The organism is Acidisoma sp., assembly GCF_035492295.1.
Lineage (GTDB): Bacteria > Pseudomonadota > Alphaproteobacteria > Acetobacterales > Acetobacteraceae > Acidisoma.
On record NZ_DATJJK010000252.1, the window covers coordinates 18,181 to 30,209 of the forward strand.

The 12,029-nt window shown below is 65.6% G+C and carries 9 protein-coding genes; all 9 read left to right on the forward strand.

What is annotated here, in order from left to right; genetic code table 11:
* The first annotated feature begins 9 nt into the window (after window positions 1-9).
* Window positions 10-1,590 carry an FGGY-family carbohydrate kinase gene (locus tag VL752_RS19035; protein WP_325357665.1) on the forward strand — a complete coding sequence of 527 codons (1,581 nt, stop codon included), beginning with the start codon at window positions 10-12 and terminating at the stop codon, window positions 1,588-1,590.
* Complete coding sequence (locus VL752_RS19040; protein WP_325357667.1) at window positions 1,574-2,578, forward strand: sugar-binding transcriptional regulator; 1,005 nt, start codon at window positions 1,574-1,576, stop codon at window positions 2,576-2,578. The genes VL752_RS19035 and VL752_RS19040 overlap by 17 nt, the downstream gene beginning before the upstream one ends.
* Window positions 2,579-2,617: 39 nt before the next feature.
* Window positions 2,618-3,577, forward strand: coding sequence for a deoxyribose-phosphate aldolase (gene deoC, locus VL752_RS19045; RefSeq protein ID WP_325357668.1), 960 nt, complete (start codon window positions 2,618-2,620; stop codon window positions 3,575-3,577).
* Between the two features lie 24 nt (window positions 3,578-3,601).
* Window positions 3,602-6,007 carry an aldehyde dehydrogenase family protein gene (locus tag VL752_RS19050; RefSeq protein WP_325357669.1) on the forward strand — a complete coding sequence of 802 codons (2,406 nt, stop codon included), beginning with the start codon at window positions 3,602-3,604 and terminating at the stop codon, window positions 6,005-6,007.
* 215 nt (window positions 6,008-6,222) lie between these two features.
* Entirely contained in the window at window positions 6,223-7,200 is a 978-nt protein-coding gene (locus VL752_RS19055) for a substrate-binding domain-containing protein (protein ID WP_325357670.1), read from the forward strand.
* A 50-nt stretch (window positions 7,201-7,250) separates the two neighbouring features.
* Window positions 7,251-8,750, forward strand: coding sequence for a sugar ABC transporter ATP-binding protein (locus VL752_RS19060; RefSeq protein ID WP_325357672.1), 1,500 nt, complete (start codon window positions 7,251-7,253; stop codon window positions 8,748-8,750).
* 2 nt (window positions 8,751-8,752) lie between these two features.
* The gene (locus VL752_RS19065) at window positions 8,753-9,754 is read left to right on the forward strand and encodes an ABC transporter permease (protein ID WP_325357674.1); all 1,002 of its coding nucleotides are present in this window, start codon (window positions 8,753-8,755) and stop codon (window positions 9,752-9,754) included.
* Window positions 9,755-10,072: 318 nt separating this feature from the next.
* Window positions 10,073-11,134: a LacI family DNA-binding transcriptional regulator gene (locus VL752_RS19070; RefSeq protein ID WP_325357675.1), complete on the forward strand. Its 1,062-nt coding sequence runs from the start codon at window positions 10,073-10,075 to the stop codon at window positions 11,132-11,134.
* Window positions 11,131-12,029: ATP-binding cassette domain-containing protein (locus tag VL752_RS19075; protein ID WP_325357677.1), on the forward strand; the 899-nt coding region annotated here is incomplete at its 3' end. The genes VL752_RS19070 and VL752_RS19075, both read left to right, overlap by 4 nt.

The window sequence follows — 12,029 nt, forward strand, 5'->3', positions numbered from 1 at the left end:
AAACAAAACATGGGCCTGATGCTGGGATTGGATTTTGGCACGGGTGGCGCGCGGGTCGGTGTCTTCGACCTCGAGCGGCGCGCGATCCTGGCATCCGCCGAGTGCGGCTATGAAACGCGCCATCCCCATCCGGGCTGGGCGGAACAGAACCCTGAGGAATGGTGGCGCGCCCTTGGCCGCGCGAGCCGCCAGGCGATAGCCGCGGCGGGCCATCCGGAGATCGTCGCCGTCTCCGTTGCGACCACGGCTTCCACCGTCGTGGCGTGCCGGGAGGACGGCACGCCGCTGCGCCCCGCGCTGCTCTGGATGGATTGCCGGGCGGGCGAGGAAGCCGCGCGCACAGCCAAAACCGACCATCCGGTGATGCGCTTTTCCGGCGGCTCGGATGCCGCCGAATGGCTGGTGCCGAAGGCGATGTGGCTGCGCCGGCGTGAGCCGGACATCTGGCACGCCGCGGACCGCATCTGCGAATGCCTGGACTGGATCAATTTCCAGCTCAGCGGCCGTTGGGTCGCCTCGCGCATGAACGCTACCTGCAAATGGAATTACGATCCCCCGGCCGGCTGCTTCCATCCTGCGCTCTATGACGCGCTCGGCATTCCCGATTTGCTGGAGCGGCTGCCGCAGCCTGTCGTGCCCGTGGGCGGCGCGATCGGTCGGCTCTCAGCGGCCGCGGCCGAGCATCTGGGCCTCAGCGGCCGGCCCCTGCTCGCCCAGGGCGGGATCGACGCCCATATCGGCGTTCTCGGTGCCGATACGGTCGCACCGGGCAAGCTGCTGATGATCGGGGGCACCTCCGTTGTTCATCTGTTCCATGTCCCGGCAGAGCAGCCTTTGCCGGGCTTCTGGGGGCCCTACCCGGATGCCCTGCTGGACGACCTCTGGCTGGTGGAGGGTGGCCAGGTGTCGGCCGGGTCGGTGCTCTCCTGGCTCAGCCGCACGATCTTCGGCCTGGATGAGGCCGGAACCCAGGCACTGATCGCCGAGGCCGCCGGGCGGCCAGTGGGCGACCACGGCCTGCTCACGCTCGACTATTTCATGGGCAATCGCACACCCTACCGCGATCCGCAGCTGCGCGGCGCGGTGCTGGGCCTCTCGCTCGGCCATGATCGTGCGGCGCTGTACCGCTCCGCCGCCGAAGGCGTGGCGCTTGCCTCGGCCAATGTGGTGGCGCAGGCGGAGATGCTCGGCATCGCCATGGACCGCATCGTCTCGGCCGGCGGCTACCGGCGCAACGCGCTTTGGTTGCAGGCGACGGTGGATGCGCTCGGCCGGCCGCTGCATCTGGCGGCCGAGGAAAATCTGACGATCGTGGGCTGTGCGGCCGTGGCCGCAACCGCGGCCGGACTCTTTCCCGATCTGACCGCCGCCGCGGCCGCCGTGGCGCGAGACGGTGCCTGCCTGGAACCCGATCCGGCAGCGCATCGCCGCTACCAGGAGGCCCTGGAGCGCTACCGGTCCGTCACCGACCTGCTGACGCCGATCTTTCATGACCTCTCTGCCGAGCGGGATATAACGGCGCCGGTGGCGCCGGTGCCCATCCTCGGCATGCCGGCCAGAGTGGAGGCACGGAATGTCCAAGCGCGTTGAGTCCCTTTCCGAGGCGGAGGTCGATTTTCGCAGCCTGCCGGTGGAGCAGCGGGAACTGCTCATGGTCCAGGCGGCCAAGAACTACTACGACCTCGACCTGACGATGGGGGAAATCGCCCGCACCCTGGGGCTGACGCGCTGGCAGGTCGGGCGATTGCTGAAGGATGCCCGGGAGCAGGGCGTGGTGCGGATCGAAATCGTGCCGCGCACGCAGCGCCGCCCCGATCTCGAAAGCCGTCTCCAGCGCGTCTGGGGGCTGCGCGAGGCCGTGGTCATTCCCGCGGCGGGTGGCGGCAATGATGAGATTCTGACGGATAACGTCGCCCAGGCGGCCGGCCAGTTCCTGGCCGCCCTGCAGCCGCGGCCGAGCCTGGTCGGCGTCAGCTGGGGCCGCACCATGGCCGCCGTCGCCCACTGGCTGCCGCGCCGCTGGAATCCCGGTGTCGAAGTTGTCTTGTTGAACGGCGCCATGAATGTCCGCCCTGCGGCGACCCGCACCAACAACGTCGCCGAACTCTTCGCCCAGGCCGGGGATGGCCTCGCGACGCTGATCCCCGTGCCCGCCATCGTCGGCCGCGCCGAGACACGCACCGTGCTGGAGGCCGATCCCGTCATTGCCTCGGTCCTCAAGCTTGGCCGCGAGGCGCCTGTGATCTGCTTCGGTCTTGGCGGCATGACCAATGATTCCGTTCTCGTGCAGTCCGGCTGCCTGGAAGACCGGGAACTATCCGACCTGCGCAAGCGCGGCGCGGTGGGCGATGTGCTCGGCCGTTTCATCGACCGGGACGGGCGGATCGCCGACGAGGCGCTGGACAATCGCACCGTCGGGCTATCGCTCGACGAGGCAGCCAAGAAATCGGTCTCCATCGGCGTCGCCTGCGGGCCGCGCAAACATGCGGTTGTGCTGGCGGCGCTGCGCGCACGCCTCCTCAACGTTCTCGTGACCGACGAGGCGACCGCGCTCGTTGCCCTCAAGGCCGCCGAATAGGGCGGCGCGCTTCCACCTCAGACGATACGGAGCTCCTTCATGTCGAGCAATATTCCCCGCAATGACGGCACGCCGCTTCGGCTTGAGCTTGTGGAGCGCGTGCGCGTCAATACCAATGCCGTGGCGCGCCGCGCGGCCACCCTGCCGGCACGGCGTTCCATCAAGAAGCAGTACCAGGCGGCGTGGCTGGTGCGCGCCGTGCAGTGCATCGACCTGACGACGCTCGCGGGGGACGATACGCCCGGCCGCGTGCGGCGCCTTTGTGCCAAGGCCCGGCGTCCCTTCCGCGACGATCTTGTGGAAGCCATGGGCCTGGCGGATGACCCGCCGACGGTCGGCGCCGTCTGCGTCTATCCGACGATGGTGCGGCCCGCGGTCGCGGCCCTGGAGGGATCGGGCATTCCCGTCGCCTCCGTCGCCACCGCCTTCCCGGCCGGTCTTACGCCGCTGCCAATGCGGCTCGCCGAAATCCGCTATGCGGTGGAGGAGGGGGCCCGCGAAATCGACATCGTGATCTCCCGCGCCCTCGTGCTGACCGGGGACTGGGCCGGCCTGTATGACGAGGTGCGGCAGATGCGGGAGGCCTGCGGCCCCGCCCATCTGAAGGCGATCCTGGCCACTGGCGACCTCAAGACGCTGCGCAACGTCTATCGCGCCAGCCTCGTCTCCATGATGGCGGGTGCCGACTTCATCAAGACCTCAACCGGCAAGGAAGATGTCAACGCAACGCTTCCGGTCAGCCTGGTCATGCTCCGCGCCTTGCGGGAATACGGGGAGGAGACCGGCTATCGCGTGGGCTTCAAGCCGGCGGGCGGGTTGCGCACGGCCAAGGACGCGCTGACCTGGCTTACGCTGATGAAGGAGGAATGCGGCGCCCCCTGGCTGCAGCCGGACCTCTTCCGCATCGGCGCGAGTTCCATGCTGGGCGATATCGAGCGGCAGATCGAGCATTTCGTGACCGGGCGTTATTCCTCCTCCATCCGCCACGCCGCCGCCTGAGCGCTCCGAACAGGATTTGACATCATGCAGTTGAGCATTCGCGACATTCTGACCACCATGGATTACGGCCCGGCTCCGGAAGCGGATACGGTGGCGCGGGAATGGCTGCGCAGCCATGACGGCGGCTTCGACCATTTCATCGACAATGCCTGGGTACCCCCGGCCGACGGCGCGCGTTTCGAGGTCTCCGAGCCGGCCAGCGGCCGTCTTCTGGCCGAGGTTGCGCAGGGCGGCGACGCCGACATCGCCCAGGCCGTGGCGGCGGCGCGGCGCGCCTTCGGCCCCTGGTCCGCGCTCTCTGGCCACGCGCGGGCGCGGCATCTCTACGCCATCGCGCGGCATCTGCAGAAGCGCGAACGGCTTTTCTCCACGCTGGAGAGTCTGGACAACGGCAAGCCGATCCGTGAGTCGCGGGATATCGATGTGCCGCTTGCCGTGCGGCATTTCTACCATCACGCCGGATGGGCGGAACTGGTGGACACGGAATTTCCGGATCATCGGCCGCTTGGTGTCTGCGGCCAGATTATTCCGTGGAATTTTCCGCTCCTGATGCTGACCTGGAAAGTGGCGCCAGCCCTGGCCGCCGGGAACACGGTCGTTCTCAAGCCCGCTGAATACACGCCGCTGACGGCGCTAGCCTTCGCCGAGATTTGCCGAGAGGCGGGGCTGCCGCCAGGTGTGCTGAACATCGTGACCGGAGACGGCCGCACCGGCGCGCTGCTGGTGGAGGCAGGTGGCGTCGACAAGATCGCCTTCACCGGCTCGACCGAGGTCGGGCGGCGCATTCGCGAGGCGACCGCCGGCACGGGCAAGAAATTGTCGCTCGAGCTTGGCGGCAAGTCGCCTTTCATCGTCTTCGACGATTCCGACCTCGATAGCGCGGTGGAAGGCGTGGTTGATTCCATCTGGTTCAACCAGGGCCAGGTCTGCTGCGCGGGATCGCGCATCCTGGTTCAGGAAGGCGTCGCGGAACGCTTTCACCACCGGCTCGTGGCCCGGATGGAACTTCTTCGGGTGGGCGACCCGATGGACAAGAGCACGGATATCGGCGCCATCGTGGCCCCGGTGCAGTTGCAGCGGATCCGCCGCCTGGTGGCGCAGGGCTGCGCGGAGGGTGCCGTCTGCTGGCAACCCAAGACCCCCGTGCCGGAAGAGGGGCTGTTCTACCCGCCGACACTGCTGACCGAGGTGGAGCCTGCCTCCACCCTGGCACAGGAGGAGATCTTCGGGCCCGTGGTCACCAGCACGACCTTCCGCACGCTGTCGGAGGCCGTGGAACTGGCCAACAACTCCCGCTACGGCCTCGCCGCTTCGGTCTGGAGCGAGAGCCTGAACGTGACGATGGAGGTGGCAGGCCGCCTCAAGGCCGGTGTCGTCTGGGTCAATTGCACCAATCAGTTCGATGCCGCGGCCGGTTTCGGCGGTTACCGGGAAAGCGGCTTCGGCCGCGAGGGCGGACGGGAGGGCATGGCTGAGTATCTGGCGCCGGTCGAGAGCGTGGCGCCCTCGATGCTGCCGGCGGGAAAGCGGCTCTCGGCGTTGCCGGACTATGCTGCCGAGGTTTCCGTGTTCGCTCCCCAGACCGGGATCGACCGCACTGCCAAACTCTATGTCGGTGGGCGTCAGGCCCGGCCCGACAGCGGGTATAGCGCGACGATCCATGACGCCGCCGGGCATGCCGCGGGGCAGGTGGGCCTCGGCAACCGCAAGGATATCCGCAATGCGGTGGAGGCCGCGCACAAGGCACGCGGCTGGGAGACGATGACCGCTCATGCGCGGGCTCAGGTCTTGTATTATCTCGCGGAGAACCTTGAAGCGCGCGCCCCCGCTTTTGCCGAGCGGATCGAAAGCTTGACCGGCGTTTCGGCTTCGCTGGCGAAGGAGGAAGTGGCGCAATCCATCCAGCGCATCTTCTGGTATGCCGCCCAGGCCGACAAATACGACGGCGCAGTGCATGCGACGCGGACGCAGAACGTTACCCTGGCGATGAACGAGCCCTGGGGCGTGGTGGGTGTCGTCTGCCCGGACGAATCCCCACTGCTGGCGCTCGTCTCGCTCGTCATGCCGCTACTGGCAATGGGCAACCGGGTGGTCGCGGTGCCGTCGGCAGCCCACGCCCTGATCGCGACCGATCTGTATCAGGTGCTCGACACCTCCGATCTTCCGGGCGGTGCCTTGAACATCGTGACAGGCAATGCGGAGGAACTGGCCCTGGTTCTGGCTCAGCATGACGATGTCGCGGCCCTTTGGTATGTGGGAACGGCCGCGGGCAGTGCCGCGGTGGAGCGGGCTTCCGCCGGAAATCTCAAATATACCTGGACCAATCACGGGATTCGCCTGGACTGGCGAGACCGCCGCCGCGCGCAGGGCCGCGACTATCTGCGCCGCGCGACGCAGATCAAGAACATCTGGGTGCCTTACGGAGAGTGAGGATGCGACCGCGGGCCGCGTGTGCAGAAGCGATCTGCGCGCGGCTCGCAGGAACCGCTTGACACGCGGGGAGCGGCTCAATAGCAATTTCACATCTGAGTATCATACGATCCTATGTGATGTTTAAGCGACCCCCGCTTCTGCGCATCGGCCGTATCGCCAAAGCCTAAAAAACGAATGCCGCTCAAGCGGCGCCATAACAGGGTGGAAGCATAATGTTCGGAAAGACGCTCGCCGCGACTGCTGCGGCAATTGCCTGCATCGCCGTCTCCCAAAGTCCGGCTCAGGCAGCGGACGGCTGCTATGTCGGCATCGCCATGTATACGCTGTCGGCACCCTACTTCGCCGCCCAGCAGAAGGCCGCGACCAAGGCGGCGCAGGCCCTGGGCTGCAAGGTCACGTCGACCGACGGGCAGGACGACATGCAGAAGGAAATCTCCGACGTCCAGGACATGGTGGCGAAGGGGATCAATATTCTCATCCTCAATCCGCGCGACCCGAAAGGCCTGGTGCCGGCTGCCAATGCGGCGACCGCGGCGGGTGTGAAGGTGGTGGCCATGGACAACACGATCGATCCGTCGGCCAAAGTCGTGACGCTCGTGCAGTCCTCCAACCAGCAGAACGGCGAACTGGTCGGCGCCTGGCTCGCCAAGCGGATGGAAGGCAAGAAGATGAAGATCGCCCTGCTCTCCGGCCAGCAGGGCAGCGCCGCCGGGCTGGAGCGCCGGGAAGGCGTGTTCCGCGGCTTGAGCGAGGCGCAGCTGAGGCAGCATGCCAAGATCGACTGGGAAGTGGTCGGCCAGGGCTGGGGCGGATGGACGCAGGAAGGTGGCCTCAATGCCATGGAGGATCTGCTGACCGCGCATCCCGACATCAATGTCGTGCTCGGCGAGAATGACAGCATGGTGCTGGGTGCCCGCAATGCGCTGATCCAGGCGAAGCGATTGAACAACGTGCTGCTTGTTGCCGCCGCGGACGGGCAGAAGGAGGCCTTGAAGCTGATCCAGGACGGCGAGTATGGCGCGACCGGGCTGAACGACCCCGCGCTGGTCGCGACCACGGCCGTCAACGTGGCCTACAAGGCCTGGAAGGGCACGCTGCCGGCCGATTTCCCGAAGGTCGACTACACGACGCCAGAAGTGATCACCAAGCAGAATGTTGCCCAATACTACAAGCCTGACGCGGTGTTCTGAGCTGATATGCGCCTGATCTTGTTCTGATATTTGTCACAACAGGAGTATTGATGGCCGACCTGATCGAAATGCGGGATATCGCGAAGCAGTTCGGTGGTGCTGTCGCCCTGCGCGGCGTGGATTTCTCCATCCGCGCCGGCGAGGTGCATGCTCTGGTCGGTGAGAACGGCGCCGGCAAATCAACGCTGATGAGCGTGTTGAGTGGCCGGATCATGAGCGACCGGGGCGCGATCACGGTCGACGGAGTGGCGCACCGGTTCCGCAGCCCGACGGCGGCGCTCGCCGCCGGGATTGCCATGATCTACCAGGAACTCGCCCTCGCCCCCGATCTGTCGGTTGCAGAAAACATCTTCCTCGGCGAACTGCCCCTGGGTATTTCCTGGGGCCGCCTGCGCCGGGATGCGCGGGCGGCAATCGCGAAGCTCGGCTTCGACATCGATCCCGCCGTGCCGGTGGGCTCGCTTGCCCTGGCGCATCAACAGGTCGTCGAAATCGCCAAGGCTCTGACCCGCCACGCGCGGGTGATCGTCTTCGACGAGCCGACGGCCGTGCTGCCGGCGCGCGACGCGGAGCAGCTGCTGCGCATCGTGGAAGGATTGCGGGAGGCGGGCGTCGCCGTGGTCTATATTTCCCACCGGCTGGATGAGGTGATGCGCATCTCGGACCGCATCACCGTGCTCAAGGACGGTGGCCGGGTCACCACCGTGACGCCGGCGGAAATGGATGTTGATGGCATCATCAGGCTGATGGTCGGCAGACCGATCAACGCGATGTTCGGCACGCCCTCCCACCGTCCCCCCGGAGACGAAATGCTGCGGGTGGAGGGGCTGTGTCGCGGACGGCATGTGCGCGATGTCAGCTTCTCCATCCGCGCCCGCGAAATCGTCGGGCTCGGGGGCCTGGTGGGGTCAGGCCGGACGGAGGTCGCGCGCCTGATCTTCGGCGCGGATACGCGCGAAAGCGGGCGCATCTTCGTCGGCGGACGCGAAACACACATCCGCATCCCGCGCGATGCCGTGGACGCCGGTATCGCTTTGGTCCCGGAGGATCGGAAAGGCGAAGGACTGATCCTGGAACTCCCTATCCGCGTCAATATGACGCTGGCCCGTCTTGCCTCCGTGGTCACCGCCGGCTTCCTGCGCCCGCGGGAGGAACGCCGGATCACTGATCGTCTGACCGGCGAATTGCGTGTGAAGATGGCCCATGCCGGCGCGCCGGTCGGTAGTCTTTCCGGTGGCAACCAACAAAAGGTGGTCCTCGCCAAATGGTTCCATCTCGGCGGCCGCATCGTCATCCTCGATGAGCCGACGCGCGGGGTGGATGTCGGCGCCAAGGCTGAAATCTATGCCCTGATCCGGCAATTGGCCGATGAGGGCATGGCTGTTCTCGTCATTTCCTCCGAACACCAGGAACTGTTCGGCCTCTGCGACAGGGTGATGGTCATGGGCGAAGGCCAATTGCGCGGCGAATTGCAGCAGGACGCCTATTCGGAAGAAAATCTCCTCTCACTCGCCATCGGCCGCTCGGCCGAGCCGGAACGGATCCACTGACCATGCCAGACACGACCGCGAGCGTGCCCAATGCCGTGGCGACCGCGCCGCGCCGCCGGGAGGGCCGGAACGTCTCTGGCTTTCTGCAGCGGTGGGGCACGCTGATCATCTTCATCATCATCGTGGTCGGCGCGACCACCCAATCCTCCGCCTTTCTGACCTATCGCAATCTCACCAATCTCCTGCAGCAGACATCCGGTGTCGGGATCATGTCGGTCGGCATGCTCTTCGTCATCCTGACCCGCGGCATCGACCTGTCCGTGGGCTCGGTCTCGGCGCTCGGCAGCGTCGTCTCGGCCATGATGGTCGCCTCGCTTTCCCCCGCCACCTCGATCGGGGTTGTGATCCTCGCCGGCTGTGCCAGCGGTCTGGTCGCCGGCCTCACCATCGCCTATCTGCGCCTGCCTCCCTTCGTGATGACGCTTGCCGTGATGACCATGGCACGCGGCATCGCCTTCATCCTGTCGGATGGCCAGCCGATCATGTTGAGCGATAGCGGCCAGGCGATCGCGAATTTCGCGAACGGCTTTCTCTTCGGCCTGCCCCAGCCGGTGATCCTGATGTTCGCCGTCTTCATCGTTGGTGGCGTTGTCCTGAACTTCACCAAGTTCGGGAGACTGATCAAGGCGATCGGTTCCAATCCGGAGGCGGTGCGGCTCTCGGGCGTCGTCGTCCCACGCTATGTCGTTGCCGTCTATGTGATTTCTGGTGCCCTTGCCGCCCTGGCCGGGGTTATTTCGACAGGCCGTGCGGGCGTTGGTTCCGCCACTGTGGGCGTGGGCGCCGAATTGCAGGTGATCGCGGCCGTCGTCATCGGCGGCGCCAGTCTCATGGGCGGCCGCGGCGGCGTCTTCAACGCGCTGCTCGGTGCCCTCGTTCTTGGCATCATCGGCAATATCATGAACCTTGCGAGCGTGCCCGGTTACACGCAGCAGGTCTTCATGGGAATCATCATCATGATTGCCGTGATGATTCAGCAGGGTGCCACAATCTTCAAGCGATAGAAGGGGCGGCCGTAGCGTCGCTCCCCGGCAATTCCAACACCACGGACCCCGCGCGCCGCTTTCTCGGAGCGAGCGCGCGTGCCGCATGCGTGCCAAGCGCACCGTCCGGGCTTGCGCCTCTCCAGAGCAGGATCGCCATCCGGCTCAACGCCGTCGCTGAGCCTCCGACATCAGGCGGCGACTTGCCGAAAGCACAGGCGTGTCCGCCACTTCTCTTAAGCCGACTGTTTTCGAATCTTCACGCCGTTCAAAGAAATGATGATGCATCGGCCGATCTTTCCTTGACTCAAGGCGAGACTAGAGAAATACTTTTTGCTAATGAAAACGATATCAGTAGGGGGAACGAGCGGCCTGCAGGCCGCCACCATCAACAACGTGGCAAGAGTTGCCGGCGTCTCGACGGCAACCGTTTCCCGTTTCTTGCGTGGCGACCAGGTCCGCTCGGCAGATGCGATAAAGGCGGCGATCGACAGGCTGGGTTATCGCCCCACCTTGGCGGCGCGCAGCCTGCGGTCCGGCATTCACTATGCTGTCGCCATGATCGTGCCCGACATCGTCAACCCTTATTTCTCGTCCCTCGCCAAGGGCGTGGAATCGGTCTTCAGGGATACGCCTTACCGGGTTTTTCTCTGCAACACGGATGAGCAGAGTGCCGTCGAGGACGCAGTTCTTGACGAGGTGATGCATCGCGTCGATGGCATCATCCTGGCACCGGCCGTGGAGCAGGAAGATGCTCCAACCCATGTCCGCGAACAGGGGATGCCGATCGTCCTCGTCGACCGTGAACTCTCCGACAAGAGCTTCGACAGCGTTCTCGTGGACAATGGTGGCGGCGCGCGGTCGGCCGCGCGCCATCTCTGCGAACTCGGCCATAGCCGGATCGCCATCATCAGCGGCCCTCTCTCCAACACGCCCGGCCGGGTTCGCTACAAAGGATTCATGGACGAGCTCAACCGGCGCGGCGTCTTCCCGCCGGGTGACTTCGTCCAATTCTCCAACTTCAAGGAATCGGGGGGACAGGATGCGATGCACAGGCTGATGCAGCTTGCCGACCGGCCGACGGCAGTGTTCTGCGCGAACAACTCCATGACCATCGGCGCACTCAAAACACTCAAGGACCTCAAGGTCGCGATCGGGCGCGAGATCTCGGTCATCGGCTTCGATGATCTGGATCTTGGTCCGCTGTTGGACCCTCCGCTCACCGTGATCGACCGACCGTCGGAAGAGCAGGGGGCGACGGCGGCCCGACTGCTGCTCAGGCGCCTCGGGGGCACGATGGACAAGGAGCCGGAACACATCGTTCTGCCGACCCGTCTGATTGTCCGCGCATCCTGCGTGCCACCGCCATCGGAGCAGCATTCGACGGGAACGCCATCATGATCAGCGCGCGCAATCTGACGATGCGCTTCGGCGCCGTGACCGCGCTTGACGACGTGAGCATCGACATCCAGCCAGGCACGATCCACGCGTTGGCGGGCGAGAACGGTTCCGGCAAAAGCACGCTGCTCAAGACTCTGGGTGGTGCGCAGCAGCCGAGCGAGGGTTTCATCCTGCTCGACGAGATTCCGGTCTCGTTTACAAATCCACTGGATGCGGCACGGGCCGGAATCGGTCTAATCTTTCAGGAACTCAGCCTTTTTCCGCATCTCTCCGGCTATTCGAACATCGCAATCGGGCGCGAGCCGACGCGCCTTGGCCTCATCCAGTCGCGCCAGATCCGGCGAGAGGCCGATCGTTTCCTCGCCGATCTCGGCTTTCCGCATATCGATCTCGCCAAGCCGGTGGCCGACCTCAGCGTCGCCGAACAGCAGGTCGTCGAGATCGTCAAATGCCTCAGCCGGTCACCCAAGATCATCCTTTTCGACGAGCCGACGGCGTCCCTCACGCAAAAGGAAGTGACGCCCGTGCTGGCGACGATGAAGCGCCTCAGGGATGCCGGCTACACGGTCGTCTTCGTGTCGCACTACATGGAAGAGGTCTTCGAAGTTGCCGACCGCATCACCGTTCTGCGGGACGGGCAGGTGACCCTGCATGCCGAGATGGCGGAGGTCGACCGGGCCACGGTGCTCGATGCCATGCTCGGCCGGACGCTGACGGAATTCTATCCCGAGCGCGACGGTTGCCCGGAGGACGAGGCATTGATCCAACTCTCGCAGGCTGCTTGTGCGGGCATGGCGCCGATTGATCTCACCATCCGTCGCGGCGAGGTGCTGGGTGTCGCCGGTGCGGTCGGCTCCGGCAGCGCCGCGCTTGGCGAGCTTCTCGGCGGATTGCG

Bases quoted from the DNA above. Each gene is read 5' to 3' on its own strand.
- VL752_RS19050 (WP_325357669.1), top strand. From the start codon at position 3,602: ATGCAGTTGAGCATTCGCGACATTCTGACCACCATGGATTACGGCCCG.
- VL752_RS19035 (WP_325357665.1), top strand. From the start codon at position 10: ATGGGCCTGATGCTGGGATTGGATTTTGGCACGGGTGGCGCGCGGGTC.
- VL752_RS19070 (WP_325357675.1), top strand. From the start codon at position 10,073: ATGAAAACGATATCAGTAGGGGGAACGAGCGGCCTGCAGGCCGCCACC.
- VL752_RS19055 (WP_325357670.1), top strand. From the start codon at position 6,223: ATGTTCGGAAAGACGCTCGCCGCGACTGCTGCGGCAATTGCCTGCATC.
- VL752_RS19040 (WP_325357667.1), top strand. From the start codon at position 1,574: ATGTCCAAGCGCGTTGAGTCCCTTTCCGAGGCGGAGGTCGATTTTCGC.
- deoC (WP_325357668.1), top strand. From the start codon at position 2,618: ATGTCGAGCAATATTCCCCGCAATGACGGCACGCCGCTTCGGCTTGAG.
- VL752_RS19065 (WP_325357674.1), top strand. From the start codon at position 8,753: ATGCCAGACACGACCGCGAGCGTGCCCAATGCCGTGGCGACCGCGCCG.
- VL752_RS19060 (WP_325357672.1), top strand. From the start codon at position 7,251: ATGGCCGACCTGATCGAAATGCGGGATATCGCGAAGCAGTTCGGTGGT.